This window comes from Streptomyces sp. NPDC090741, from assembly GCF_044769045.1.
Taxonomy (GTDB): domain Bacteria; phylum Actinomycetota; class Actinomycetes; order Streptomycetales; family Streptomycetaceae; genus Streptomyces.
In genome coordinates this window covers 125,772-150,836 of record NZ_JBIVXF010000012.1, presented here as the reverse complement: position 1 = coordinate 150,836, position 25,065 = coordinate 125,772, and the positions used below count along the sequence as shown (strand labels likewise).

Annotated in this window: 29 protein-coding genes, 1 tRNA gene and 1 riboswitch; of the genes, 17 read left to right on the top strand and 13 right to left on the bottom strand. The window is 69.4% G+C overall.

Translation table 11 applies throughout. From position 1 onward, the window contains the following. The first annotated feature begins 181 nt into the window (after nucleotides 1–181). Complete coding sequence (locus ACIQU4_RS29415; protein ID WP_403736883.1) at nucleotides 182–934, top strand: MBL fold metallo-hydrolase; 753 nt, start codon at nucleotides 182–184, stop codon at nucleotides 932–934. 81 nt (nucleotides 935–1,015) lie between these two features. On the opposite strand, the gene ACIQU4_RS29410 is transcribed toward ACIQU4_RS29415, so the two are convergent. Both ACIQU4_RS29410 and ACIQU4_RS29405 read right to left on the bottom strand, forming a co-directional pair. Then, nucleotides 1,016–2,272 carry a PTS transporter subunit EIIC gene (locus ACIQU4_RS29410; protein WP_403736880.1) on the bottom strand — a complete coding sequence of 419 codons (1,257 nt, stop codon included), beginning with the start codon at nucleotides 2,270–2,272 and terminating at the stop codon, nucleotides 1,016–1,018. A 294-nt stretch (nucleotides 2,273–2,566) separates the two neighbouring features. Beyond that, the gene (locus ACIQU4_RS29405) at nucleotides 2,567–3,868 is read right to left on the bottom strand and encodes a PTS transporter subunit EIIC (protein ID WP_403736878.1); all 1,302 of its coding nucleotides are present in this window, start codon (nucleotides 3,866–3,868) and stop codon (nucleotides 2,567–2,569) included. Nucleotides 3,869–4,063: 195 nt separating this feature from the next. Between ACIQU4_RS29405 and ACIQU4_RS29400 the strand changes: the two genes are divergently transcribed. From ACIQU4_RS29400 to rdgB, 4 genes are all read left to right on the top strand, one after another. Further along, nucleotides 4,064–4,348: a glucose PTS transporter subunit EIIB gene (locus ACIQU4_RS29400; RefSeq protein ID WP_403737125.1), complete on the top strand. Its 285-nt coding sequence runs from the start codon at nucleotides 4,064–4,066 to the stop codon at nucleotides 4,346–4,348. A gap of 107 nt (nucleotides 4,349–4,455) precedes the next feature. Beyond that, nucleotides 4,456–5,181: a ribonuclease PH gene (gene rph / locus ACIQU4_RS29395; RefSeq protein ID WP_352215000.1), complete on the top strand. Its 726-nt coding sequence runs from the start codon at nucleotides 4,456–4,458 to the stop codon at nucleotides 5,179–5,181. A 126-nt stretch (nucleotides 5,182–5,307) separates the two neighbouring features. Beyond that, entirely contained in the window at nucleotides 5,308–5,694 is a 387-nt protein-coding gene (locus tag ACIQU4_RS29390) for a hypothetical protein (RefSeq protein ID WP_229339386.1), read from the top strand. A 38-nt stretch (nucleotides 5,695–5,732) separates the two neighbouring features. Next, nucleotides 5,733–6,338 (top strand): RdgB/HAM1 family non-canonical purine NTP pyrophosphatase, encoded by a 606-nt coding sequence (rdgB, locus tag ACIQU4_RS29385; protein ID WP_403736874.1) that lies wholly within the window; start codon nucleotides 5,733–5,735, stop codon nucleotides 6,336–6,338. Between the two features lie 63 nt (nucleotides 6,339–6,401). Here the strand turns inward: rdgB and ACIQU4_RS29380 are convergent. The 4 genes from ACIQU4_RS29380 to bcp form a co-directional block, all read right to left on the bottom strand. Beyond that, a tRNA-Leu gene (locus tag ACIQU4_RS29380) sits at nucleotides 6,402–6,484 on the bottom strand. A gap of 52 nt (nucleotides 6,485–6,536) precedes the next feature. Then, on the bottom strand, nucleotides 6,537–7,193 hold the full coding sequence (locus ACIQU4_RS29375) for an HNH endonuclease (protein ID WP_403736871.1): 657 nt from the start codon (nucleotides 7,191–7,193) through the stop codon (nucleotides 6,537–6,539). Next, nucleotides 7,190–7,834, bottom strand: coding sequence for an HNH endonuclease (locus tag ACIQU4_RS29370; protein WP_403736868.1), 645 nt, complete (start codon nucleotides 7,832–7,834; stop codon nucleotides 7,190–7,192). The genes ACIQU4_RS29375 and ACIQU4_RS29370 overlap by 4 nt, the downstream gene beginning before the upstream one ends. 146 nt (nucleotides 7,835–7,980) lie before the next feature. Continuing rightward, nucleotides 7,981–8,448 carry a thioredoxin-dependent thiol peroxidase gene (gene bcp / locus ACIQU4_RS29365; protein ID WP_030158622.1) on the bottom strand — a complete coding sequence of 156 codons (468 nt, stop codon included), beginning with the start codon at nucleotides 8,446–8,448 and terminating at the stop codon, nucleotides 7,981–7,983. 114 nt (nucleotides 8,449–8,562) lie between these two features. Here bcp and ACIQU4_RS29360 point away from each other — a divergent pair, with 114 nt between their 5' ends. From ACIQU4_RS29360 to ACIQU4_RS29350, 3 genes are all read left to right on the top strand, one after another. Continuing rightward, the gene (locus ACIQU4_RS29360; RefSeq protein WP_385579753.1) at nucleotides 8,563–8,880 is read left to right on the top strand and encodes a DUF3618 domain-containing protein; all 318 of its coding nucleotides are present in this window, start codon (nucleotides 8,563–8,565) and stop codon (nucleotides 8,878–8,880) included. A gap of 94 nt (nucleotides 8,881–8,974) precedes the next feature. Then, nucleotides 8,975–9,277 (top strand): co-chaperone GroES, encoded by a 303-nt coding sequence (locus ACIQU4_RS29355; RefSeq protein ID WP_124289437.1) that lies wholly within the window; start codon nucleotides 8,975–8,977, stop codon nucleotides 9,275–9,277. A gap of 69 nt (nucleotides 9,278–9,346) precedes the next feature. Beyond that, a riboswitch (guanidine-III (ykkC-III) riboswitch) is annotated at nucleotides 9,347–9,424 on the top strand. A gap of 30 nt (nucleotides 9,425–9,454) precedes the next feature. Then, nucleotides 9,455–9,775, top strand: a complete 321-nt coding sequence (locus ACIQU4_RS29350) for a multidrug efflux SMR transporter (RefSeq protein ID WP_030158619.1) — start codon at nucleotides 9,455–9,457, stop codon at nucleotides 9,773–9,775. Nucleotides 9,776–9,800: 25 nt separating this feature from the next. On the opposite strand, the gene ACIQU4_RS29345 is transcribed toward ACIQU4_RS29350, so the two are convergent. Beyond that, nucleotides 9,801–12,242, bottom strand: a complete 2,442-nt coding sequence (locus tag ACIQU4_RS29345) for a transglycosylase domain-containing protein (protein WP_403736866.1) — start codon at nucleotides 12,240–12,242, stop codon at nucleotides 9,801–9,803. 214 nt (nucleotides 12,243–12,456) lie between these two features. On the opposite strand from ACIQU4_RS29345, the gene ACIQU4_RS29340 reads away from it, so the two are divergent. The 5 genes from ACIQU4_RS29340 to ACIQU4_RS29320 all read left to right on the top strand — a co-directional run bounded on the left by ACIQU4_RS29340 (nucleotide 12,457) and on the right by ACIQU4_RS29320 (nucleotide 17,402). Next, nucleotides 12,457–13,293 carry an ABC transporter permease gene (locus ACIQU4_RS29340; protein ID WP_403736863.1) on the top strand — a complete coding sequence of 279 codons (837 nt, stop codon included), beginning with the start codon at nucleotides 12,457–12,459 and terminating at the stop codon, nucleotides 13,291–13,293. Then, nucleotides 13,286–14,209, top strand: a complete 924-nt coding sequence (locus ACIQU4_RS29335) for an ABC transporter permease (protein ID WP_403736860.1) — start codon at nucleotides 13,286–13,288, stop codon at nucleotides 14,207–14,209. Before ACIQU4_RS29340 ends, ACIQU4_RS29335 begins: the two co-directional genes overlap by 8 nt. A gap of 5 nt (nucleotides 14,210–14,214) precedes the next feature. Beyond that, nucleotides 14,215–15,186 (top strand): ATP-binding cassette domain-containing protein, encoded by a 972-nt coding sequence (locus tag ACIQU4_RS29330; RefSeq protein WP_403736857.1) that lies wholly within the window; start codon nucleotides 14,215–14,217, stop codon nucleotides 15,184–15,186. A gap of 74 nt (nucleotides 15,187–15,260) precedes the next feature. Beyond that, nucleotides 15,261–15,950, top strand: coding sequence for a DUF1707 domain-containing protein (locus ACIQU4_RS29325; protein ID WP_403736855.1), 690 nt, complete (start codon nucleotides 15,261–15,263; stop codon nucleotides 15,948–15,950). 132 nt (nucleotides 15,951–16,082) lie between these two features. Continuing rightward, nucleotides 16,083–17,402, top strand: a complete 1,320-nt coding sequence (locus ACIQU4_RS29320) for a DUF445 domain-containing protein (protein ID WP_403736852.1) — start codon at nucleotides 16,083–16,085, stop codon at nucleotides 17,400–17,402. A gap of 118 nt (nucleotides 17,403–17,520) precedes the next feature. Here the strand turns inward: ACIQU4_RS29320 and ACIQU4_RS29315 are convergent, their stop codons facing one another. Together ACIQU4_RS29315 and ACIQU4_RS29310 are read right to left on the bottom strand one after the other, a co-directional pair. Then, a complete protein-coding gene (locus ACIQU4_RS29315) occupies nucleotides 17,521–17,820 on the bottom strand; it encodes a hypothetical protein (protein ID WP_030297991.1) in 300 nt (99 codons plus the stop codon). A 54-nt stretch (nucleotides 17,821–17,874) separates the two neighbouring features. Next, nucleotides 17,875–18,051 carry a hypothetical protein gene (locus tag ACIQU4_RS29310; protein WP_403736849.1) on the bottom strand — a complete coding sequence of 59 codons (177 nt, stop codon included), beginning with the start codon at nucleotides 18,049–18,051 and terminating at the stop codon, nucleotides 17,875–17,877. Nucleotides 18,052–18,215: 164 nt separating this feature from the next. Between ACIQU4_RS29310 and ACIQU4_RS29305 the strand changes: the two genes are divergently transcribed. The 3 genes from ACIQU4_RS29305 to ACIQU4_RS29295 all read left to right on the top strand — a co-directional run bounded on the left by ACIQU4_RS29305 (nucleotide 18,216) and on the right by ACIQU4_RS29295 (nucleotide 21,392). After that, nucleotides 18,216–18,752: a GNAT family N-acetyltransferase gene (locus tag ACIQU4_RS29305; protein WP_403736847.1), complete on the top strand. Its 537-nt coding sequence runs from the start codon at nucleotides 18,216–18,218 to the stop codon at nucleotides 18,750–18,752. Between the two features lie 224 nt (nucleotides 18,753–18,976). Next, nucleotides 18,977–20,065, top strand: coding sequence for a hypothetical protein (locus ACIQU4_RS29300; protein WP_403736844.1), 1,089 nt, complete (start codon nucleotides 18,977–18,979; stop codon nucleotides 20,063–20,065). Between the two features lie 136 nt (nucleotides 20,066–20,201). Then, the gene (locus ACIQU4_RS29295) at nucleotides 20,202–21,392 is read left to right on the top strand and encodes a DNA cytosine methyltransferase (RefSeq protein WP_403736841.1); all 1,191 of its coding nucleotides are present in this window, start codon (nucleotides 20,202–20,204) and stop codon (nucleotides 21,390–21,392) included. A gap of 1 nt (nucleotide 21,393) precedes the next feature. Here the strand turns inward: ACIQU4_RS29295 and ACIQU4_RS29290 are convergent, their stop codons facing one another. From ACIQU4_RS29290 to ACIQU4_RS29275, 4 genes are all read right to left on the bottom strand, one after another. Then, nucleotides 21,394–21,795: a very short patch repair endonuclease gene (locus ACIQU4_RS29290; protein WP_403736839.1), complete on the bottom strand. Its 402-nt coding sequence runs from the start codon at nucleotides 21,793–21,795 to the stop codon at nucleotides 21,394–21,396. A 67-nt stretch (nucleotides 21,796–21,862) separates the two neighbouring features. Further along, nucleotides 21,863–22,813 carry a NaeI family type II restriction endonuclease gene (locus ACIQU4_RS29285; RefSeq protein WP_403736836.1) on the bottom strand — a complete coding sequence of 317 codons (951 nt, stop codon included), beginning with the start codon at nucleotides 22,811–22,813 and terminating at the stop codon, nucleotides 21,863–21,865. 132 nt (nucleotides 22,814–22,945) lie between these two features. Next, nucleotides 22,946–23,152 carry a hypothetical protein gene (locus ACIQU4_RS29280; RefSeq protein WP_403736833.1) on the bottom strand — a complete coding sequence of 69 codons (207 nt, stop codon included), beginning with the start codon at nucleotides 23,150–23,152 and terminating at the stop codon, nucleotides 22,946–22,948. A 148-nt stretch (nucleotides 23,153–23,300) separates the two neighbouring features. After that, nucleotides 23,301–23,963, bottom strand: a complete 663-nt coding sequence (locus ACIQU4_RS29275) for a hypothetical protein (protein ID WP_403736830.1) — start codon at nucleotides 23,961–23,963, stop codon at nucleotides 23,301–23,303. 382 nt (nucleotides 23,964–24,345) lie between these two features. On the opposite strand from ACIQU4_RS29275, the gene ACIQU4_RS29270 reads away from it, so the two are divergent. Continuing rightward, entirely contained in the window at nucleotides 24,346–25,032 is a 687-nt protein-coding gene (locus tag ACIQU4_RS29270) for a hypothetical protein (protein WP_403736827.1), read from the top strand. Nucleotides 25,033–25,065: the final 33 nt, after the last annotated feature.

Here is a 25,065-nt window from a genome sequence, read left to right as displayed (position 1 = left end):
CACCCCGGCACGGCAGTGCACCGGCACGCCCGTGCCCACCGTCGCTCCCCCGGGTGACAGCACAGGTGATTCCCCCCACAACGGCCTGCCGCGGAGGAGCGACCTGACGTTTCGCGCCTTACGCTCGACCCACGCACGGCCCGCATTCCGTCCACGGACCGTCCCCGGAGGTTCTCGCTCCATGAAGCTCACCGTCGTCGGCTGCTCGGGGTCGTTCCCGTCCGCGGAATCGGCCTGTTCGAGCTACCTCGTCGAGGCCGACGGCTTCCGGCTGCTCCTCGACATGGGCAACGGCGCCCTGGGCGAGCTGCAGCGCCACGTCGGTCTCTACGACCTCGACGCGATCTTCCTGAGCCATCTGCACGCGGACCACTGCATCGACATGTGCGCGTACTTCGTCGCCCGCTTCTACCGCCACGAGGGCGGCCGCTGCGGCACGATCCCGGTCTACGGCCCCGACGGCACCGAGAAGCGCCTGACGACGGCGTACGAGGACGTCCCCGACGAGCGCTCCATGAGCGAGGTCTTCGACTTCCGGACCCTGAAGTCCGGCAGCTTCGAGATCGGCCCGTTCACGGTCCGCGCCGAGCGGGTCAGCCACCCCGTCGAGGCCTACGGCATCCGCGTCGAGCACGGCGGCCGCTCCCTGACGTACTCCGGCGACACGGGCGCCTGCCCCGAGCTGGGGATGCTGGCCGAGGGCACGGACCTGTTCCTGTGCGAGGCCTCCTTCACGCACGGCAAGGAGGACGTCCCGGACCTCCACCTCAACGGCCGCGAGGCCGGGGAGTTCGCGCGCGGCGGCAAGGTCGGCCGGCTCGTCCTGACGCACATCCCGCCGTGGACGGACGCCCGCCAGAACCTGGCCGACGCCCGCGCGGTCTACGACGGCCCGGTGGACCTGGCGTACGCGGGCGCCGTCTACGAGGTCTGAGCACGGCTCTCGGCCGTACGTACGAGGAAGCCCCCGCCCTCCCGGAAGGGAGAGCGGGGGCTTCGCCGTATGCGGCTGTTCCTACTTGGCCTCGGCCTTGAGCAGCTCGGCGAGCTCCTCGTCGGACTCGCGGCCCGGCGTCGGAAGGTTGAACTTCGTGATCGCGAAGCGGAAGACCACGTAGTAGACCGCCGCGAAGCACAGGCCCACGACCGCCAGGCCCAGCGGGTTGGTGGCCTTGCCCAGGTTCAGCAGGTAGTCGATGGCGCCGGCCGAGAAGCCGAAGCCGTCCTTCATGCCGAGACCCCACGTCAGCGCCATGGAGACACCGGTCAGCACCGCGTGGATCGCGTACAGCACGGGGGCGATGAACATGAACGTGAACTCGATCGGCTCGGTCACACCGGTGACGAAGGAGGTCAGCGCGAGGGAGAACATCATGCCGCCGACGACCTTGCGGCGCTCGGGGCGGGCGCAGTGGACGATCGCGAGGCAAGCCGCCGGGAGGGCGAACATCATGATCGGGAAGAAGCCGGTCATGAACTGTCCGGCGCTCGGGTCACCGGCCAGGAAGCGGGAGATGTCGCCGCTCTTGCCCTGGAACTCGCCGGCCTGGAACCACGGGAAGGAGTTCAGCAGGTGGTGCATGCCGACCGGGATCAGCGCACGGTTGGCGACACCGAAGATGCCCGCGCCGACGGCGCCGGAGCCGACGAGCCACTCACCGAAGTTGTGCAGACCCGTGCCGAGGACCGGCCAGATCAGGCCGAAGACGATACCGATGACGAGACCGGCGAAGGCCGAGAGGATCGGGACCAGACGGCGGCCACCGAAGAAGCCCGCCCACTCGGGCAGCTTGGTCCGGTAGAACTTCTGGTAGATCAGGGCGACCACGATGCCCATGACGACACCGCCGAGCACCTTGGCGTCGACCGGGGCGTCGAGCATGACGACCTTGCCGTCGACCGCCTTGGCTATCTTCGGCAGGTTCGAGTCGGTGAACGTGGCGAGCACGTTCTTGAAGACCAGGTAACCGGTCACCGCGGCGAGCGCGGTCGAGCCGTCGGACTTCTTGGCGAAGCCGATCGCGATGCCCACGGCGAACAGCAGCGCCATGTTGTCGAGGATCGCGCCACCGCCGGCGGACATGTATCCGGCGATCTTGGTCAGGAACGTCGGCAGCGAGGGGTCGCCGAGCATGTCCTTGTCGCCGAGGCGGACGAGCAGCGCGGCGGCCGGGAGCACCGCAACGGGGAGCATGAGGCTCCGGCCGATGCGCTGCATGACGGCCATCACGCCCGCGCCCTTCTTCTTTTCCGCAGCGGTGGCTGTGGACATGAGGTTCCTCCAGAAGGCAAGGCGCCGCCCAGCGAGTGCAACGGGGGATGGCGGCGTCTCAAAATGGGGGTACGCGAGCTCCGGACCGGGCTTGCGTGGTCTACACCAATGGGTGGTGTAGACCAGTTGTAGCATGGTCGGGGATAGATAAGGAACCTTCGATTTCCTGTGGTCTACGCCACATCTCGCCCGCGGGGGCGGCCGGGCGTGCGGTACCGGCCCCCGACCGGCCCGGGACAAGCGGAAGGCCCCCGGATCCGTGGATCCGGGGGCCGCGCGCGACGCGGGGGACCGTTATGCCTTCGTGTTGTCCGCCTGCATCGCCGCGATCTCCTCGTCCGACTCCCGCCCCGGGGTCTGGATGTTGAACCTCGTGATCGCGAAGCGGAATACGGCGTAGTACACCACCGCGAAGCACAGGCCGATCGGAATGATCAGCAAGGGCTTCGTCGCCAGGCCGAAGTTGATGACGTAGTCGATCAGGCCCGCCGAGAAGCTGAAGCCGTCGTGGACGCCCAGCGCCCACGTCACCGCCATCGACACGCCCGTCAGAACCGCGTGGATCGCGTACAGCACCGGCGCGACGAAGAGGAAGGAGTACTCGATCGGTTCCGTGATGCCCGTGACGAACGAGGTCAGGCCGACCGACAGCATCAGACCGCCGACCTCCTTGCGCCGCTGCGGCTTCGCACAGTGCGTGATCGCCAGCGCCGCCGCCGGAAGCGCGAACATCATGATCGGGAAGAAGCCGGTCAGGAACTGCCCCGCGTTCGGGTCGCCCGCCAGGAACATGTTGATGTCACCGTGCACCGTCGTCCCGTCCGGCTTGGTGTAACTGCCGAACTGGAACCACACCGGCACGTTCAGGAACTGGTGCAGGCCGATCACCAGCAGCGCGCGGTTGGCCACGCCGAAGATGCCGGCACCCCAGGAACCCAGCCCCACCAGCCAGTCGGAGAAGGACTCCAGCGCGCTGCCGACCGGCGGCCAGATCCACAGGCAGATCGCCGCGAACCCGATCGCCACGAACGACATGATGATCGGGACCAGCCGGCGGCCGTTGAAGAAGCCCAGCCAGTCGACCAGCTTCACCCGGTGGAACCGCTGCCAGAACCAGGCGGCCAGCAGGCCCATGATGATGCCGCCGAACACGCCGGGGTTCTGGTACGTGAACTCCACGAAGGTGTTGTTCGGCCCGATGCAGCCGCCGCCGATGGATTTGGTGCCGATCGGACAGTCGTTGGGGAAGGCGTGCAGCACGCCCCTGTAGACGAGGAAGCCCGCCACCGCCGCGAGGGCCGTCGAACCGTCCGCCTTCTTGGCCATGCCGATCGCGACACCGATGCAGAAGAGCAGCGGCAGGCCGATGTCCGCGTTCAGCAGCGCGCCGCCCGCGGCCACCATCACCTTCGACACGATCGTCCACTTCAGGCCCTCCTCGCCCAATACGCCGGGCTGCCCCAGCCCGTTGAGGAGCCCGGCCGCGGGCAGCACCGCGATCGGCAGCTGAAGACTGCGCCCCATCTTCTGAAGGCCCGGGTACAAGCCGCTCCACCACTTCGGCTGCGGCGCTGCTGCGGCGCTGCTCGCGCTCATCGGCGTCCTCCCTGGCAGGCCCGTTTGGGCAGGTGCGTCCCGTGCGGCACACTGGTGTAGACCACTTATGATGCGGTCGCATTCACCCGCCCGGAGGGCGGGTTGCTGCTGATCGTCATCATTCGGCAGAAGCTGGACCCACGCTCGCGTAGCTGGGCCAACAGTGGGCTACCGTGACAAAGCGGATCGCGCTGGCTGGACCAGGACCGCCGAGACTCGTTCTTCGTAGAACTCAGGGAGAAACACATGGCCACCAAGGCTGAGAAGATCGTCGCCGGGCTCGGCGGCATCGAAAACATCGAAGAGGTCGAGGGCTGCATCACCCGCCTGCGCACCGAGGTCATCGACCCCAGCAAGGTCGACGAGGTCGCTCTGAAGGCCGCCGGCGCCCACGGCGTCGTGAAGATGGGCACCGCTGTCCAGGTCGTCATCGGCACCGACGCCGACCCGATCGCCGCCGACATCGAAGACATGATGTGAGCTGAGCTCCCGCTCCAACCTCCGCCAGACCCCGTACCGGACCCACCCGGACGGGGTCTTCGCGTACCCGGCTCTCGCGTACCCGGCCACCGACTAGGCTCGGACGCATGTCTCGCATCGACGGCCGTACGCCCGAACAGCTCCGCCCGGTCACCATCGAACGCGGATGGAGCAAGCACGCCGAGGGCTCCGTCCTCATCTCCTTCGGTGACACCAAGGTCTTCTGCACCGCCTCCTTCACCGAAGGCGTCCCGCGCTGGCGCAAGGGCAGCGGCGAAGGCTGGGTCACCTCCGAGTACTCGATGCTGCCCCGCTCCACCAACACCCGCGGCGACCGCGAATCCGTACGCGGCAAGATCGGCGGCCGCACCCACGAGATCTCCCGCCTCATCGGCCGCTCCCTGCGCGCGGTCATCGACTACAAGGCGCTGGGCGAGAACACCATCGTCCTGGACTGCGACGTCCTCCAGGCCGACGGCGGCACCCGCACCGCCGCCATCACCGGCGCCTACGTGGCCCTGGCCGACGCCATCGCCTGGGGCCAGCAGAAGAAGCTGATCAAGGCCGGCCGCAAGCCCCTCACCGGCACCGTCGCCGCCGTCAGCGTCGGCATCGTGGACGGCGTCCCGCTGCTCGACCTCTGCTACGAGGAGGACGTGCGCGCCGAGACCGACATGAACGTGGTCTGCACCGGCGACGGCCGCTTCGTCGAGGTCCAGGGCACCGCCGAGGGCGAGCCCTTCGACCGCAAGGAGCTCAACGCCCTCCTGGACCTGGCCGCCGGCGGCTGCGCCGACCTGGAGGCCATCCAGCTGGGCGCGCTCCAGCTCTAGGGAGAACCGCAGAGGGGGACCACGCGTCTCCCTGCATACGGGCGCACGGTGTCAAAGCCGTGCGCCCGTCCTCGTATCTCGTATCTCGTATCTCGCATCCGTGTCGATTCCTGGGAGACCCGAACCATGAACCCGAAGCACCGCATAGCGGCGGTCGTGCTCGCCGCGGCTCTGGCCGTCCCGGCGCTGACGTCCTGTGACGCGATCTCGACGGCGATGGACTGCGCGAACACGGCGGTGGCCATCACCGACGGCGCCAATGACCTCCAGCAGGCGGTCTCCCAGGCCGGCAACAGCCCGCAGGACGCCCAGAACGCGCTGAACCAGATCGAGACGAACCTCAAGAAGGTCGGCGACCAGACGGACAACGCCGACCTGAGCAAGGCCGTCTCCTCCATGACCACGGCGGTGAAGAACGTCCGCACGGCCATCGAGAACGGCAACGCCAACCCGGACATCCAGCCGGTCGCCGACGCCGCGAAGGAACTCTCGAAGGTCTGCACCCCGGGCTGACCCGAGCCCGCTCCCAGCCGGCCGGAATAATGGGGTCCATGACCAGCCGCCTGATCCTCGCCACCCGCAACGCGGGCAAAGTCGCCGAGCTCCACGCCATCCTGTCCGACGCCGGCCTGCCGTACGAGCTGGTCGGCGCGGACGCGTATCCGCAGATCCCGGACGTCAAGGAGACCGGCGTCACCTTCGCCGAGAACGCCCTCCTCAAGGCGCATGCCCTGGCCCAGGCCACCGGACTGCCGGCGATCGCCGACGACTCCGGCCTCTGCGTGGACGTCCTGAACGGCGCCCCCGGCATCTTCTCGGCGCGGTGGGCGGGCAAGCACGGAGACGACCGGGCGAACCTGGACCTCCTGCTGGCCCAGCTCGGGGACATCGCCGACGAGCACCGCGGAGCCCACTTCGCGTGCGCGGCGGCCCTCGCCCTCCCGGACGGCACCGAACGCGTCGTGGAGGGCCGCCTCCCCGGCACCCTCCGCCACACCCCGGCGGGCACGGGCGGCTTCGGCTACGACCCGATCCTCCAGCCCGAGGGCGACACCCGCACCTGCGCGGAACTCACCCCGGCGGAAAAGAACGCCATCTCCCACCGCGGCCACGCCTTCCGCGCCCTGGTCCCCTTCATCCGCGCCCTGGTGGGCTGAGCCCGGAGACGACGAAGGCCCCGACTCACTCTCGTGAGCCGGGGCCTTCGTTTCCAAGGCCTGTGCGGCCGATGGGATTCGAACCCACATGGGCTTTCGCCCAGAGGCACCTAAAACCTCCGCTTATACCATTCAGCAACGACCGCTCGCGCCGTAATCTTAGCCGGAGGGCGGCGCTTTGTGTTCCCAGTTGTGCCTCTATCGGCGGCGGCGCCCTCCCCTGCACCAGGTGCTGGTGATGGCATGGCAGTTGGGGCACAGCAATCGCAGGTTCTCCCGGCGGTCGTCGCTCCAGTCGCCGTTGATGTGGTCGATCTCCAAGGTCATGGGCCGCCCGCCCCACTCGGGTAGCGTCCCGCACGTGTCGCAGCACTCAGGCACACCGACCTCACACAGCGCCCGCCGCAGCAGGTGGGTGCGTGTCCGCCGCTTGCCGTCATGCTTGATCAGAATTTCCGCTGCGGACTTCACAGGAACTGGTCCCTGTTTGCCGCGCTGATGCGCTTGTCCGAGGAAGTGGGCGGTGGAGAAGCCCTCTTCCTGGATCCACCGTCTCAAGGAGCCGCGGTGGCTCCCCGACGCGGGGCGGCCCAGTCGCCGGAGAACCTCGGCCAGCGAGTACGAAGCGGCGACTGCCGCGCACAGTTCCTCCCGGTCCGGCCTGACCCGGGGTTTGCGGTCCCGGCGGTCGAAATGGGACACGTCGATGCCGAAATGGCGACATCGCTCCAACAAGTACCGGCCAAGTCGCGGGTAGGGCTTGGTGCCGAGAAGGGGGATGAGGTCGTTCACACACCCAACCCGTTCCGCAGCCTCCGCCAGGACTTCGCGCGTGTAGCGGTTCCCGGCGCTCATCGGCGGCGCCCCTTGGCGCGCCCACGGTACGTGTCGGTTGTGGAGTGGCAGTTGGGGCACAGCAGCCGCAGGTTCTGAGGCTGGTTGTTCCGCCAGTCACCGTCCAGGTGGTCCACCTCCAGAGGCAGCGGGTACCCCTGCCAAGTCGGCGGAATGCCGCACATCTGACAGACCTCCGGAACACCCAGTGCGGTCAGGGCCTGCTTCAACTGCTCGTCCTGTGAGCGCCTGGCGTGGGGATCTTCCTGCCTGACCAGGAGGGTCTCCGGGCTCCGCCGGGTCTTTGGTCGTCCCGCCGGCGAGGGCAGTGCGAAATGGGAGGTGTCTATGCCTAACGCCTTGACCCGCCTACTGATGTGCGTGTGGTTGCCCCCAACGACCTCGAGGCCGAGGTGGCGCAGGACCTGACACATGTTCGTGGAGTCGGCGACCGCCGCGGCGAGGACCTCCTTCGTCCACTTGACGGGTTCCTCGCGTTCGAAGTGCGACGTTTCCACGCCCAGCTTCCGCATGCGATCGAGCAGGTACCGCCGCGAGCCGCTCTTGGGGTCCACCCCCAGTTTCTCCAGCGCCTCCGTCAGCGTCCGCGACGTGCTCGCCGCCTGTGCGAGGCGTTCCTTCGTGTACGGGCTGATCGGCATCCCGGCCCTCTCCATTCCCGGCCGCGTGTGCGGCTCTCGTACGGAGCAACGGGGCGATAGTCGGACAGTTACGGGTTGTTTCGTCCGATAAGCGGAGCGGCCCGCACCGGGTGGGTGCGGGCCGCTGCCGGGGAGGGTGAGCGTCGTCAGATGCCGAGGTCCTTGATGATCTTGGCTACGTGGCCCGTGGCCTTGACGTTGTAGAGGGCGCGTTCGACCTTGCCCTCCTCGTCCACGATCACCGTGGATCGGATGACGCCTGTCACCGTCTTGCCGTACAGCTTCTTCTCGCCGTACGCGCCGTAGGACTCAAGGACCTTCTTCTCCGGGTCGCCGACCAGGGTGACCTTCAGGTGCTCCTTCTCGCGGAACTTCGCCAGCTTCTCCGGCTTGTCCGGGGACACGCCGATCACGTCGTAGCCGGCCTCGGCCAGCACCGACAGGTTGTCCGTGAAATCGCAGGCCTGCTTCGTGCAGCCCGGCGTCAGCGCCGCGGGGTAGAAGTACACGATCACCTTGCGGCCCTTGTGGTCGGCGAGCGAGACCTCGTTGCCGTCCGCGTCGGGCAGGGTGAAGGCGGGGGCGGTGTCGCCCGGCTGGAGTCGCTCGCTCATGTCAACAGTCTCCTCGGGAGGGGATCGGTACGGTCCGAGACTAAGCTGACAGACTGTTCATGGTGGGCTACGCCCCCTACTCGACCCGACGACGACGGAGGCAGCGCGGTGCCCGTGCCCGAAGCCAGGACCCCCGCACAGATCGAGGCGGACATCGTCCGCCGCCGCGAGCAGCTCGCCGAGACGCTCGACGAGATCGGCGTGCGCGTGCATCCGAAGACGATCATCGGGGACGCGAAGGCCAGGGTCGCCTCGACCGTGGACCACACCGCCGGGCGGGCCGTCGTCGCCGTGAACCGTCTCCTGACGGACGTACGGGAGGGCCTGCGCCACGAGGACGGCGCCCCGCGCTTCGAGCGGATCGTGCCGGTCGCGCTGGTCGCGGCCGGTGTGATCGGCCTGCTCGTCGTATCGGCACGGCGCAAGCGCTGATGACCCTGCGGCGTACGGGCCGGTCGCGGACGGGTAGGTTCGTGGCGTGAGCGACGACACCAACACCACCACCCACGACAAGCTGCCCATCCGTATGCTGCACGACCGTGTGCTCGTGAAGTCCGACTTGCCGGAGGGCGAGCGGCGCTCGGGCGGCGGCATCCTGATCCCGGCGACCGCCGCCGTGGGCAAGCGGCTGGCCTGGGCCGAGGTGGTCGCGGTCGGGCAGAACGTACGCAGTGTGGAGCCGGGCGACCGGGTGCTGTACGACCCCGAGGACCGGGCCGAGGTCGAGGTGCGGGGTGCGACGTACGTGCTGATGCGCGAGCGGGACCTGCACGCCGTGGCCGCGGAGCGGCTGGAGGGGTCCAAGGACTCCACCGGGCTTTATCTGTAGGAGAGCGGTTTCCCGCGAAGGACCGACGTCGAAGGGCCGGTGACCGGTGTCACCGGCCCTTTCGCATGGGCTTTGCTACGGTGGTGGGGAACCCCGACGAGACGCGCCGTACCGGGTAGCCGTGGCTGGACGACAAGACGACGCACCCCGTTCGCTCTCGTTCCGGAGGTGCCTGTCATGGCCTGGGTTCTGCTTCTCGTCGCCGGTCTGCTCGAAGTCGGCTGGTCGATCGGTATGAAGTTCACGGAGGGCTTCACCCGGCTGTGGCCCAGTGTGTTCACCGGTGCCGGGATCGTCGCCAGCATGGTGCTGCTCTCGTACGCCGCCAAGACGCTGCCCATCGGTACCGCGTACGGCGTATGGGTGGGCATCGGCGCGGCCGGCGCCGCCGTGCTCGGTATGGCGGTGCTGGGTGAGCCCGTCACCGCCGCCCGGATCTTCTTCATCTGCCTGCTGCTGGTCGCCGTGGTGGGGCTGAAGGCGACCTCCGGTCACTGATCCGCCGGAGCCCCCCTGGCGGCGGCTACTCCAGGTATTCCGACGGCGGGCGTCTGCGCAGGCCGCCCGTCACGCCGCCCAGGGCGCCCGCCGTGGAGCCCGACGTGGTGCCGGCGATCGCCCCCGTACTCGTCCCCGCACTCGTTCCGGTACTCGTCCCGGTGGACGTGCCCGCGTCCGTCCGGCCTCCCGTGGTGTCGCCCTCCGTGGTCCGGCCCCCGGTGGTCTGCCCCTGGTCCTGGCCGCCCTGGTCCTGGCCACCGGTGGGCGGCGTCGGCCGGCCCGGGCGGTTCGGCAGGCTCGGCGGCGGCGGGGATTCGGGGGTGTCTTCGCCCTCCGACGGCTCCGGGCTGCTCGGGACGAACGGCGGCGGGGACGGGGCAGCGCCGGGCTGGAGATCGAGGTCGAAGTCCAGGGGGTCGCTGTTCTCCAGGGCCGACTTCGTGTACTGCGCCCAGATCCGGGCCGGGTATCCGCCGCCCCCGATCCTGTCCTCGCCGAGCGCCCCGTACAGGGATTCCAGGGCGCCCGTATCGGGGTCCTGGCCCATCATCGAGACGACCGTGACCAGGTCCGGGGTGTACGCCGCGAACCAGGCGGAGCGGTCCAGTTCGCCGGTGCCCGTCTTGCCGGCGGCCGGGTGCCCGGCGGCGAGGGCGGCCGTACCGGTGCCGTTGTCGACGACGCTGACCAGCATGGACGTGGTGGTGTCGGCGGCTTCGCGGCTGACGGCCTGCTTCGGGGTGCGGTCGGGCAGGTGGACGTCGTCGTCGGCCTTCTCGATCTTCTCGACGAAGGTGTACGGGGTGTAGCGCCCGTGGTCGGCGAGGGTCGCGTAGGCCTGGGTCATGTCCAGGACGCTGGCCTGCATGGTGCCCAGCGCCATGGCCGGGCCGGCGTCGAAGTTCGGGGTGTCCGCGGGGATGCCGAGGCCGATCGCGGTCCGCTTGACCTTGGCGGTGGCGACGTCGACGACCATCTGCGCGAAGACGGCGTTGACGGAGAGGTCGGTGGCGGTGTTGACGGTGATGTTCCCGTACGAGATCTGCCCCTCGTTCTCGGGGGCGTAGGGGGTCCGGGTGCCGACCACGCGGCGCTTGTTGTCGCCGTTGTAGATGGTGTTGGGGGTGATCAGGCGGCCGTCCTGGGTGCGGGAGTCGTTCTCGACGGCGGCCGCGAACACGAACGGCTTGAAGGTGGAGGCCACCTGGTAGTCGTGCCGGGTCGCGTTGTTGACGTACTGCTTGGTGTAGTCGATGCCCCCGTACATGGCGACGACCTTGCCGGTGGCCGGGTCGATGGAGACCCCGCCCGCCCGTACGACGCGGTCGGCCTTGCGCTTCTCCGGGTCGAGCCGGCTGACCATCTTCTCGTCGACGGCGTCGACGAACGCGTTCTGCCGGCGCTTGTCGATCGTCGTGGTGATGCGGTAGCCGCCCTCGGCGAGGGTCTTCTCGTCGAGGATCTTGTGCTCGACGATGTAGTCCTTGACGGCCTCGACGAGGTAGCCGCGCTGGCCGGAGAGCCCGGCGGCGGGGCGGACCTTGCCGGGTTCGGGGAAGCGGGTGGCGGCCCGCTCGGCCGCCGGCAGCCACTGCTTCTTGACCATGCCGTCGAGTACGTAGTTCCAGCGGGCGAGCGCGCGGTCGCGGCTCTGGGGGTGGGCGACGACGTCGAAGGCGCTGGGGGAGTTGAGGAGGGTGGCGAGGTACGAGCCCTCGGCGGGGTTGAGTTTGTCGACGTCCTTGCCGTAGTAGGCCTGGGCGGCGGCCTGGATGCCGTACGCGTTGCGGCCGAAGTAGCTGGTGTTGAGGTAGCCCTCCAGGATGTAGTCCTTCGACTTCTCGCGACCGAGTTTGATCGCGATGAAGAACTCCTTCACCTTGCGCTTGATGGTCTGTTCCTGGCCCAGGTAGTAGTTCTTGACGTACTGCTGGGTGATGGTGGAGCCGGACTGGGTGCCCTTGCCGGTCGCCGTGTTCCAGGCGGCGCGGACCATCGCCTTGGGGTCGACGGCCCGCTCGGAGTAGAAGTCCCGGTCCTCCGCGGCCAGTACGGCCTCCTGGACGGTACGGGGGATCTGCGAGAGCGGGACGTTGACGCGGTTGACCTCGCCGTCGCGGGCGAGCTGGGAGCCGTCGGCGTAGAGGTAGAGGTTGGACTGGGCGGTGGCGGCGGCGTTGGCGGGCGGGATGTGCACCAGCAGGTAGCCGGCGACGAAGGCGCCGACGATCAGCAGGGCGAGCAGCAGGAGCGCGCCGAGCACCATGCGCCAGGTGGGGACGAGGCGGCGCCAGCCGGTCCGCTTCCGTTTGCGCTCCGCCTTCTTGGCGGCTCGGCGGGCCTGCCTCTCGCCGGCCGGCTTCCGCGGCTTCTGCGGTGTCTGTGGCTGCCCCGCCGAAGGGAAGCCTGCGGGGGTGTCCGGGTCGCGAGGCGTCCAGCCCGGTGGTGGTGACTGGTCGCTCATCGACAGAACTCCTCGACGCCGTACGAAATATCCACGTCTGTACCTCATGCTGTCTACCCGATCGGCCGCTCGTTCCGCGTCGGACGGGCATAAATCGGTCGCGTGGATCGCCCCTCCGCACTAAGCTCGCGCGCTTTGGCCGACGTAGGAACGACCGGGAAAACGGAGGGATACGGTGCGCCAGGGAACGGCTCGTGGAACGGCTCGTGGAACGGTGCGCGGAACGGCTCGCGAAACGGTGCGCAGGGCGTGGCTCTATCCGGCCGTCGCGGCGGGCGGGTTCCGGCGCTACGCCACCTACGGGACGGCGACGGCGGCAGGGGTGTTCACCAACACCGTCTTCGGCTTCGTCCTCGCGTACACGTACGTCGCGTTGTGGGACGAGCGGCCCGGGCTGGGCGGCTACGACCAGGCGCAGGCGCTGACCTTCGTCTGGGTGAGCCAGTCGCTGCTCGCCGCGGGCGCGCTCATCGGCGGCGGCTTCCAGGAGGAGATGCAGGAGCGCATCCGGACGGGTGACATCGCCGTAGACCTGTACCGGCCGGCCGACCTCCAGATGTGGTGGCTCGCCGCCGATCTGGGGAGGGCGGGCTTCCAGTTGCTCGGGCGCGGGGTGGTGCCGCTGCTCGCGGGGGCGCTGGCCTTCCAACTGGCCCTGCCCGCCGACCCGCTGCGCTGGCTGCTGTTCCTGGTGTCGGTGGTGCTCGCGCTGCTCGTCAGCTTCGGGGTGCGGTACCTGCTGGGGCTGGCCGCGTTCTGGCTGATGGACGGTACCGGGATCAACATGATGGCCGTCGTGGTCACGGTCTTCTTCTCCGGGATGCTGCTGCCGCTGACGGTGTTCCCGGGCGGCTTCGGGGAGTTCGTCCGCGTCCTGCCGTGGGCGGCGATGCTCCAGATGCCGCTGGACGTGCTGATGGGCGTGCACGCCGGCGCCGGGGGCGCGGTACGGGCGCTGGGCTTCCAGTCGGCGTGGGCGCTCGTACTGCTGGGCGCGGGGCGGCTGTTGCAGTCGGCCGCGACACGGAAGGTGGTCGTCCAGGGTGGCTGAGCTCAAGGCCGGGGCGGTGGAGGCCGTGGAGGCCGCGGAGGCTGTGGCGGCGGCTCCGGCGCGGCCCGGAGGACCGGTGGACGTGCCGCTGTACGTGCCGGTACGGAACCGGGCCGTGGAGGGGCTGCGCGGCTACGGACTGATCGTGGCGATGTGGGTCCGGTCGACGATGGCGTACCGGACGTCGTTCCTCCTCTCCACCTTCGGGAACGCGGCGATCACGCTCCTCGACTTCGTGGCGATCTGGATCATGTTCTCGCACGTGGACGTGCTCGGCGGCTTCGCGCTGCCCGAGATCGCGCTCCTGTACGGGTCCTCCTCGGCCTCCCTGGGCCTGGCGGACCTGCTCCTCGGCAATACGGACCGGATCGGCGTCCGGATCCGCGACGGCTCCCTCGACACCATGCTGGTGCGCCCGGTCCCGGTGCTCGCGCAGGTCGCCGCCGACCGCTTCGCGCTGCGCCGGGTGGGCCGGATCGGGCAGGGGCTGGCGGTGCTGGCCTGGGCGGTCTCGGAGCTGGACGTGGAGTGGACGGCCGGGAAGGTGCTGCTGGTGCCCGTGATGGTGCTGGCCGGGGCGGCGATCTTCGGGGCGGTGATGGTGGCCGGTGCGGCCTTCCAGTTCGTCGCAGGGGACGCGGCGGAGGTGCAGAACTCCTTCACGTACGGCGGGAACACGATGCTCCAGTACCCGCCGACGGTGTTCGCGAAGGACCTGCTGCGCGGGGTCACGTTCATCGTTCCGCTGGCCTTCGTGAACTGGCTGCCGGCCCTGTACGTACTGGGGCAGCCGTATCCGCTGGGGCTGCCGGGGTGGGTGGCGTTCGTGAGCCCGCTGGTGGCGGTGGTGGTGTTCGTACCCGCGTCGCTGGCGTGGCGCGCGGGACTTCGTTCGTACCGGAGTACGGGGAGCTGAGCGGCGTGGGCGGGAATGTGCTGATCGAGCTGGACGGGGTCGAGAAGGTCTTCGACGTACGGCGCCGGGTGAGTCTGATGCGCCGGGAGAAACGGCAGGTCAGGGCCGTGGACGGGATCAGCTTCGAGGTGGCGCGGGGAGAGGTGGTCGGCTACATCGGGCCCAACGGCGCCGGGAAGTCGACCACGATCAAGATGCTGACCGGCATCCTCACCCCGAGCGGCGGCCGGCTGCGGGTCGCGGGCATCGACCCGGCGCGGGAGCGGATGCGGCTGGCGCACCGGATCGGGGTGGTGTTCGGGCAGCGGACCACGCTGTGGTGGGACCTGCCGCTGAAGGACTCGTACGGGCTGATGCGGCGGATGTACCGGATCCCGCCGGCCAGGTTCAAGGAGAACCTGGAGCGGTGCGTGGACCGCCTGGACCTGGCCGAGCTGCTGGACGTACCGGTACGGCAGCTGTCGCTGGGGCAGCGGATGCGCGGGGACATCGCGGCGGCGCTGCTGCACGATCCGGACGTGCTGTACCTGGACGAGCCGACGATCGGGCTCGATGTGGTGAGCAAGGCGAAGGTACGGGCCTTCCTGCGGCAGTTGAACGCGGAGCTCGGCACGACGGTGCTGCTCACGACGCACGACCTCCAGGACATCGAGCAGCTGTGCGAGCGGGTGATGGTGATCGACCACGGGCGGCTGATGTACGACGGCGCACTGGCCGGTCTGCACTCGATGGGGGAGGGCGGCGGCGAGCGGACGCTGGTGGTGGACCTGGAGCGGGAGCTTCCGGAGATCAGCGTGGCGGGGGCGCGGGTGGTGAAGGTGGACGGGCCGCGGCAGTGGCTGGCGTTCCCGGCGGGGGCCTCGGCGGCGCCGTTGGTGGCGGAGGTGGCGGCGCGGTACCCGCTGCTGGACCTGTCGGTGCGGGAGCCGGACATCGAGGACGTGATCGCGCGGATGTACGGCCAGGGCCAGGGTTAAATCAGGGATGAGCGGGGGCCGTTACCAGGGTTGGGCCATACAACTCTTCCGTACGACTACATAGGCTGTTCCCCATGACTGACGAGCGGCCGGAGAAGCCGTTGCCGGAGCTGAGGGCGTCGGACGCCGACCGCGACCGGGTGGTGGAGCGTCTGCGGGACGCCGTCGCCGAGGGCCGGATCGACATGGAGGAGTTCGAGGAGCGGCTGGAGGTCGCGTACACGTCGAAGACGTACGCGGAACTGGAACCGCTGACCCGCGATCTGCCGGCCCCGGGCGGGCATCCGATGCCGCTCGCGGCCTCGGCCCCGGCCCCGGCGGTGGCCGACGGCTCGTGGGCCTCGCGGATCGGGGGCGGCGGCGTACCGGCGTCGGCCTCGGCGGCGGTCGCGGTGATGTCCTCGTTCCAGCGCAAGGGCACCTGGACGGTGCCGCCGCGGCTGGACGCGGTGGCGTTCTGGGGCAGCGGCGAGCTCGACCTGCGCGAGGCGAACTTCGCGGAGCGGGAGGTGGTGATCAACTGCATCGCGATCATGGGCGGCATCCAGATCACGGTTCCGCCGGGCGTGGAGGTCGACGTACGGGGCTTCGGCTTCATGGGCGCCTTCGACCAGCGCGGCGACAGCGCGGGCCCGGTGGCCCCGGGCGCCCCGAGGGTGGTCGTGACGGGCCTGGCCTTCTGGGGCGGGGTGGAGGTCAAGGTCAAACCCCCGAAGCGCCCGAAGCCCCTCAAGGGCGGACCGAACCTCCGCAAGGAGCTCTAGGGGGTGTCCGGCGGCGTCGGCGGCGCCGGCGGCGGCTCTCGGCGAGCGGATCGGCGTGCCGGGAACTCCTGAGGGGTCCCGGGAGTCGGATGCTATGCAGACAAAACCGGCGCCCGGGGGAAGGGAGGACACGTGGACCACCGCACCAAGGTCGTAGGCACTGGCAGAGGCGCCAGTACCGGCACCGGCGGGTTCGTGTTCAACGAGGCCGACGAGGAGCGCCGCCGCGGCGTCCGCCGCATGAAGACCACCGCGACCGGCCTGCTGATCCTGGTCGCCCTGGTCTACGTACTGACCACCTGGGCGGAGCACGCCGGGGCCGGCGGCTGGGCGGGCTACGTCCGGGCCGCCGCCGAGGCCGGTATGGTCGGCGCGCTCGCCGACTGGTTCGCCGTCACCGCGCTGTTCCGGCGCCCGCTCGGCCTGCCCATCCCGCACACCGCGATCATCCCGACCAAGAAGGACCAGCTCGGCGTCTCCCTCGGGGAGTTCGTCGGCGAGAACTTCCTCTCCCCGGACGTGGTCCGCGCCCGCCTCCACGCCCTCGGCATCGGCGCCCGCCTCGGATCCTGGCTGGCCGAACCCGCGCACGCCGACCGGGTCACGGCCGAGCTGGCCACCGCGCTGCGCGGGGCCCTGACCGTACTGCGCGACTCCGATGTGCAGGCGGTCGTGGGGGAGGCCATCACGCGGCGGGCCGAGACCGCCGAGATCGCGCCCGGGATCGGCAAGACCCTGGAGAAGGTCGTCGCGGACGGCGGGCACCGCCGCGTCGTCGACCTCGTCTGCGCCAAGGCCCACGACTGGCTGGTGACGCACGGGGAGTCGGTGATGGGCGCGGTCCAGGGCGGCGCACCCGGCTGGACCCCGAGGTTCGTGGACCGCAAGGTCGGCGAGCGCGTGTACAAGGAGCTGCTCCGCTTCCTGACCGAGATGCGGGACATGCCGGAGCACCCGGCGCGCGGGGCGGTGGACCGGTTCCTGACGGACTTCGCGGCCGACCTCCAGTCGGACACGGACACCCGGGCCCGGGTGGAGCGCCTGAAGTCCGAGATCCTCCAGCGCGGGGAGGTGCAGGACGTGATCGCCTCCGCCTGGACCGCGATCCGGGCGATGATCATCTCGGCGGCGGAGGACGAGCGCAGCGAGCTGCGGCTGCGGGTCCGGTCCTCGCTGCTGTCGCTGGGGGCGCGGCTGGCCACGGACGGCCGGCTCCAGGACAAGGTGGAGGGCTGGATCGAGGGCGCGGTGGTGTACGTGGTGACCACCTACCGCACCGAGATCACCTCGCTGATCACGGACACCGTGGCCGGGTGGGATGCCGAGCACACGTCGCGGAAGATCGAGGCCCACATCGGCCGGGACCTCCAGTTCATCCGCATCAACGGCACGGTGGTCGGCGCCCTGGCCGGACTGCTGATCTACACGGTGTCGCAGGCCCTGGGGGCGTAGCCGGACACCCCCAGGGCGGCTCGGCCGTGGTCGGCGCCGAGGACTCAGCTGCGGTCGGCGAGACCGCTCGGCGCCGAGGACTCAGCCGCGGTCGGCGAGACCGCTCGGCGCCGACGGCTCAGCCGCGGTCGGCGACGACCCAGGAGGCGGTCGCCACGACCGCGGCGGCCCCGAGGACGGCCGGCCAGGCCCCGACCTTCTTGGCCAGCGGGTGCGCGCCCGCGAAGCCGGCGAGGTACAGCGCCCCGAGCCCGGCCGCCGCGGGGGTGCCGCCGCGCCGGTGCCATTCCCGCCCGGCGGCCAGTCCGGCGGCGCCGAGCACGACGCCGCCCAGCGGGCGCTTCTTGGTCCACCGGGCGACGGCGTACCCGCCGACCAGTCCGGCGGCCGCCACTGCGGAACTCGGTACGCGCGCCATGCCCAACTCCTCAAGTCGTCTGATCTCACGTGTATTACTTGTGCTGTCACGAGGCTAACGCGGGGGCTTGACCACCCGGCGGGCGCCCAGCGCCCCCAGAACGAACACCGCTCCGCCGATCACACCGTCCGGTACGGCGTCCTTGACGGCGCGCGGCAGCAGCGCCACCACGCCCAGGACGAGGAGGAAGGCGAGCACGCACCGGCCGGCCGCCCGAATCAGTCTGTCCACGGGCTGCTCAACGCGGCTGTGCGGTCCCCGACACGGAAGACGGGGAGGGGATTTGTCGCACACTCGCCGGATCCGTGCGATACGTGCCTTCGGGAACCCGAACGGCATAAATTGGCTCTCCCACCCCAAAGGGTGAAACGGGAAGAAAGAGGAGCTCGGACATCGTGATCTGCTACGGACAGGCCGTCCTCGACCTCGCGGACGAACTGGTCGACGCCTATGCCGACGTCTTCTCCGCCCCACCGTGGAACGAGGACGCAGAAACCATTCGCCAATTCGCGGTACGCCTCCAGGCCGATACCCGGCGCCGAGGCTTCCGTACGGCTCTCGCCCAGTCCGCGACCGGCATCGACGGCTTCGCCACGGGATGGCTCACCCCGGCGGCCTTCCCCAAGGACCGCGGGTACGCCCAGGTCGCGGCGCAGCTCGGTCCGGCGCGGGTGCGGGAACTCCTGACGGGTGCGCTGGAGATAGACGAGCTCGCCGTACGCCCGTACGCGCGCGGCCACGGCACCGGCCGCGCCCTGCTCACCGAGATCACCGCCGATGCCCCGGACCACCGGGCCTGGCTGCTGACCTCCCGCCTGGCCACCGACACGGTGGCCACGTACCGCCGCCTGGGCTGGCACGAGGTCGCCGCCCGCCCGGGCACGCAGACGGGCGTGATCGTCTTCCTCTCCCCGGACCACCCGGGCCGCTAGGCCGTGTCTTTCGGATCATGCTCCCCCAGCTACCGCTGGGAGGTGCCCCCAGGCCCGCGGCGTCTGGCGCCGCACCTCGCCGCGTTCTCGTCGGTCGCCAATGCTCCGCATCGACTCCCTCCTCGGCCTTACGATGCACGGCGCCGGACGCCGCGGGCTGATCCGGCCTGATCCAAAGAACACGGCCCAGGTGTCCCCGGCCCGGGGCCGGGCATACCGCCGGCATGATCACAACGCAGCAGACGACCGACCAGAGCCGGCAACCTGACCACCGGCCCGGGCAGCAGACGAACGGCCGCAGGCCCGCGAAAACAACCGGGCAGACGGCTGCCACACACGCCGCCCGTCGGCAGTTGAACCTGGCCACCCGCCACCAGCTCGCCGCCTCCGGGATCCCGGAGGGCACGATCACCTCCCGCACCCGCCCGGGCGGGCCCTGGCAGCGCTTACTGCCCCGGGTCTACCTCCTCCAGACCGGCCCCCCGGACCACCGCCAACGCGCCCTCGCCGCCGTCCTGTACGCCGCCGAGCCCGCCGCGGACCCGCTCTCCGGCGACACGGCCGTCCTCACCGGCGCCGCCGCCCTGGCCCTCCTCGGCATCCGCGACGTCCCGCACACCCCCGCCGACGTCCTGGTCCGCGCCCCGCGCCGGCTCACCGGCACCCCGGAGGTACGCCCGCTGGCCACCGCCCGCTGGCCGCGCACCATCGCGGTCTCCGGCATCCCGAGCACCCGCCCGGTGCGCGCGGCGGCCGACTTCGCCGCCCGGGCCGAGGACCCCGACCGCATCCGCTCGACCCTGGCCCATGTCGTCCAGGCCGGCTGGTGCCACCCGCACGACCTGCACGCGGAGCTCCGGGCTGCCCGGCTCCTCACCCGCCCGGCGATCCGCGCCGCCGCGTCGGAACTCATCGCGGGGGTCCGCTCGATCGCCGAGGCCCTGGCCCGGGACACCCTGACGGCGACGGACCTCCCGACCCCGCTGTGGAACGCCCGCCTGTACACCCCGGACGGCACCTTCCTGGCCAGCCCCGACGCGTACTGGCCGGACGAGGGCGTGGCCCTGGAGATCGACTCGGCGGAGTACCACTACACCCGGGACGCCTGGCACGCCACCCTCCACCGCCGCCTGCGCCTGGAGTCCCACGGCATCCTGGTGGTCAGCGCAACCCCGTCGATGATCCGCGACACCCCCGAGGAGGTCATCAAGGCCCTCCGCACGCTCCTCACCCTCACCACCCCCCGCCCCACCCCACCCACAGCCCAAGCCCGCGGCCACCAACAGCTGCCCCTCTTCCCGGGCCCTGGTTGACGCCCGGCCAGGGAATGTTCGGAGTGGTCTAGGAGATGCCGCACACTAGGTGAGGTCGTTGTCAGTGGGGTCTGTCACCCTCTGTGATAGCTGGTGGCACAGGGCACCAGCGGGGTACGTGTTTGAAGGAGGGTGCATGACCAGCACTGAGGCTGATTTCACCTCGATTGAGATCTGTGCTGGAGCCGGCGGTCAGGCCATCGGACTGCATCAGGCCGGTTTCAGGCACCTAGCACTCGTGGAGATCGACACGCATGCGGTCGGGACGCTGCGGGCGAACATCGACGCGCAGCCGGAGTGGAGCTGGGAGAAGGAGCACTGCGATCTCCTTCCCCCGACGGACGTCAAGCACTTCGAACCCGACAGAGACCTGGACAAGAGCGGCGAGCTGCTGCGGCGGGACGGCCTTGATCTTCTGGCCGGCGGAGTTCCCTGCCCGCCGTTCTCGCATGCTGGTAAGCAGCTGGGCAAGGATGACGACCGTGATCTCTTCCCGCGGATGCTGCAACTGGTCGAGCAGCTCCAGCCCCGCGCGGTGATGATCGAGAACGTGCGCGGGATCATGGACCCGAAGTTCTCCGACTACCGCGACTGGATCGTGGCCCGGCTGCAGGGCGGCGACTACCGCGAAGAGGACGGACGGCAGGCCCACGACAGGGGCCTCGGCTACACGGTGTGCAAGTGGGGTGTCCTGGAGGCCAGCGACTTCGGGGTGCCGCAGCTGCGTCCGCGCGCCATTCTGGTAGCGATTCGCGACGACGTGCTCAAGGATCTGAAGTACGAGTGGCCGTCGCCCACCCACGAGGACCCGGTGAGTGTGGCGGCTGCGCTTGAGGAGACCATGCACGAGCGGTACGAGCGCTACTTCGACGGCGCCTACGGTGAGCTCGCGCGCAAGAAGTACGGCACGTGGCTTGACAAGGCCACGTGCCGTGACGCCGAGCTGAGGGGCAAGGGGGGCGGTATTGCGCCCACGCTCGTCGGCGGCTCCAAGAAGCACGGGGGGGCCGACCTAGGCCCGAGCCGGGCCAAGGCCTCCTGGAAGCAACTCGGTGTCTCCGGACTCGGCGTCGCCAATGACATCGCCACCTGTGAGAAGAAGGAATCCGAGGGCAGGGATCTCTTCGGACCTGACGGGCCGATGCTCACGGTTGAGCAAGCGGCGATCATTCAGGGTTTTCCCCGGAGCTGGCAGTTCACTGGCGGCAAGACCGCGCAGTACCGGCAGGTGGGCAATGCCTTCCCGCCGCCCGTCGCTGCGGCAGTAGGCAAGTCGATCATCGAGGTGCTCAAGGCGGCACGGGAGCGGGACCAGGAGCAGGCGTAAATCAGGCCGTGCCCGCACCGGTTCCGCGGGCACGGCGCTTTTCTACCTCGGCCGCGATCCGGACGGCGCAGTCAGCGGCGGCTTCGTGCTCCCAAAACCGGAGCACCGTCCAGCCGGCTTCTCGGAGGCGCTGGTTGGTGTCCCGGTCGCGTGCCATGTTCCCAGCAACCTTGCCGGACCAGTAGGCAGGGTTCGTCTTCGGAGGCACGTAGTGCTCGGGACAGCCGTGCCAGTAGCAGCCGTCGATGAACACGGCCACCTTCGCCGGCCCGAAGACGATGTCGGCGGTCCGGCGAAGGTCCTTGATGGGCCGCGCCGCCACCCGGTAGCGCAGCCCCTGAGCGTGCAGCATGCTGCGGATCAGGCGTTCCGGCTTGGTGTCGCGGCTTCGGATGGCCTGCATGTTCCGGCGCCGCGCCGCTGACGAAGCCCAAGACCCTTCCGGAGGCTTCCATGGGTCGCTCATGGCTTCAGATCTCCGACGCGGCGGATGCCGTGTGTGCGGGAAGGAGGGGCGCCGTGATCACAGGATCCCCGCTCTCAGCCAGGGTCCAGGAGCACCCGTCGATCACGGCGCACGGCCTGCTGTCTCCCGGGACGCTGCGGACGACACGGGCGCTGACGAAATCGCCCTTCTGCGGTACCGGGAGAGCGAGCTGCCGGGCGATTTCCTGGTGTGCCCGGTAGTCGCCCATGATGATGATTCCCTCACGGCTGAGCGAGGACCTGGACCCCCCGTTTCCACGGACTCGTTTCATGTAGTCCTTCTGCTGGGCTACGGTGCGCACGACGTTCCGTCCGATGCGGCGGCGCTGAGCACGCCGGAACAGTTCGTTGAGTCTGGCCTGGCCGGACTTCTGGGCGAATACCGCCTCGCGGTCAGCGGGGTCCATGTGGAGCAGGGTGTTCTCAGGGAGCTCCGCATCGCGCCAGAGCCAGAGGATTTTCGTGCGGTGTTCCGCCTTGATGGTCAGCTTCATGTCCCGGTTGCTTCCTCCGTTGAGCAACTCGGGAGCTATCCGAAGCAGGCCGGCGCTCCAGAGGCTTCTGTAGTCGTCCGCCCAGACGAGCAGGCACAGGTGTCCCACTGCTTCCGGCGGGATCATCCAGCCACCGAACTGCTGTGAGTACTTGCAGTCGACGTCCGCGCCGCTGATCCGGTAGTCCATGTCGACGCCGTCATCGAACGCGAACTCGCGTTGGAGATTGATCTCGACGACGGTGCCGGCGTGGGTCTTCTCCGTCTTGAACAAGGACTTCCAGTCGTACCGGCCTGTCACTTCGCCGTTCAGCAGCTGATCGATCGTGTCTCTCAGCACCGCGGCGAACCGCTGGCCGCCGGGGTCAAGCCGGCGTAGTTGTGCGTAGACCAGGCCCAGTTCGGGGTCGGCCTGGGCGAGCACCTGATTCTGGATGATCATGGCGGCGGAGACATCCGGAGACAGCAAGCGGACCACCTGTCTGGCGCGGGGCACGGTCTCAGAGCAGGCGACCGCAGGGTGACAACGAGCTTACCGGTGGTCAGTCCGGGCGGGTCTGTCTGCCCACGGGTCTCAGGTGCCCGCTCCGATCACCAGGCTGAGCAGCAGAAACGCCAGGGTCAGGGTGCCGGCGAACGCAACGGAGCCCATGATGATCGCCCCCGCTGCCGACCGGTTGTCCCATCGTGCCAGCGCGACCGCAGCTCCGGCGACGATCAGAGCAAGAACCACGGCGATGGCGATGGTGAGGAACAGTACGGAAATCGAGATGCTCAGCATGGAACGGTCAACTCCATTGAAAGGGAAGGCATGGGTGCAGGACCCCTGTCCGGTACCCGGGCAGGAAGGAGGGGCGGAGCAGCGTGCCGGTCATGCTCCGCGCTGCCGGATTTCGGCAGAGGTGGTGACGTGCGAGGTGTTCTGTCGGCTACGCCTGTCCGCCTCCTCCTCGCGGCAGGGCGGCGCCCAGGACGAGTTCGGCCTGAGAGGTGAGGCCAGCGCGGATCAGAGTGATCGCCAGCCTCATGGTGTCCTCGTGACTGCGCTCGCGACCGCTGAGCAGGAGTGCTTCCCCGAGAGCGGAGTGCCCGCTGGCGTAGAGATCGGCGGCACCGGCACAGAGTTCCTCGTGCGTCAGCGCCTTGCTCGCGGACCATGCGATGCCGATGACGCCGCGGCGGTCACCTGCGGATTGGGCCGCAACCAAGCTGCGGATGGTTTCCCCGACCTTTCCGTTCCCGCTGCTGCGCCGGTCGCGCGCCGGTCCCTGCGCCGGGACAGTGCTGGACGGGCAGGATGGGGCGGATACGGCGGATGCGGCAGGCGGAACGCCGGAGATCCGACCCGCCCCACGGATGTCGCTGGTCTCCCACGTCGGAACGGGCCGCGTGTTCCGCCTTGCCGCGGACTTCCGCAGCCGCTCCAGGTGGTCGAGCTGGTCCGGAACGGCGCCGGTACTCCGGCGCACGGCGTTGTAGATCGTGCCGAGCACGACAGCGGACGGCACACGGCGCCCCGTCCAGTAGTTGGACAAGGTGGCCGGATGGATCCCGAGGTACTTGGCGCGGGCCCCCTGCTTGGTCATGGGCATGGTGGATATGAGGCTGCGGAAGCTCGCCGCGTACTCCTCTCGCGCTGAGCTGCAGCCAGGCCAATAGGCGCTGCCGACCTGACCAGCGACTGCCATGGATCCTCCTGGGCAAAGAGATTGACGGAGGATCAGTCTTTCGTGATCAGCGGTGGAGTGCGCAAGCGGTAAACCCCTGATTTTGTGGATAGGTGTTTGCGCTACACGCATCCGCGCCGGGCCGTTGTTTGCGCTTCGCGTGACGTGGTGCGAAAGCTGTTTGCGTTACGGCGCAAACATCCGAATGGGCTTGATCCGCATGGTGTGCTGCCCGCGAGAATGGGTCCTGTTGTTGAGTGCCGGTCCGCAAATGGTGGGGCGGTGAACGCTACTTAAGGGATGAATCGTGACTGTTGCAGGCATTCCGTCATGGCGTAATGGGCAGCTCTCGACGATGGTCCGCTGCGGGCTGTGGCTGGTCACAGAGGTGGGAGTGGGGGAGGTCTTCACGAAGACCCAGCTGCGGGAGGCGTTTCCGGAGACATCCCAGATCGACCGCCGCATGCGTGATCTGCGGGACCGGGGCTGGCGCATCGCTACTAACCGGGAGGACGCGACACTCACTCCCAGCGAACACCGCTTCGTGGAGATGGGTGCGGAAGTCTGGAAGCCCGGACAGTCAAGGGTCAAGCCGGCTGCGGTGGTGTCGGCCCCGCAGCGGCGTGACATCCTCGATCGTGACGATCATCTGTGCCGAGTGTGCGGGATCGCGGCCGGCGAGGCGTACGACGGCGGAATCGAAACCGCTCAGCTGGACCTTGCGCGCCGGGAGGTCGTCAATCCGGGTGGTGTGAGCGTCGAGCTGGTGACCGAGTGCCGCCGGTGCCGGATCGGAGGCCGCGGTCGGCAGACCGACGTAAGCGGCGTACTCGATCGCCTGGATCGCATGAGCCAGGTGGAGCGGGAACACTTCGCGCAGTGGGTGGTCGCGGACCGCAGGGACTTCAGCCTCCTGGAGCGGCTGTGGGGGGAGTACCGGAGCCTGCCGGCGGAGTCGCGTGGGACGGTTCGACAAGCACTTGAGCAGCCGTAGCGAACGCCGGCGGTGATCGGCAGCAGGACGGGC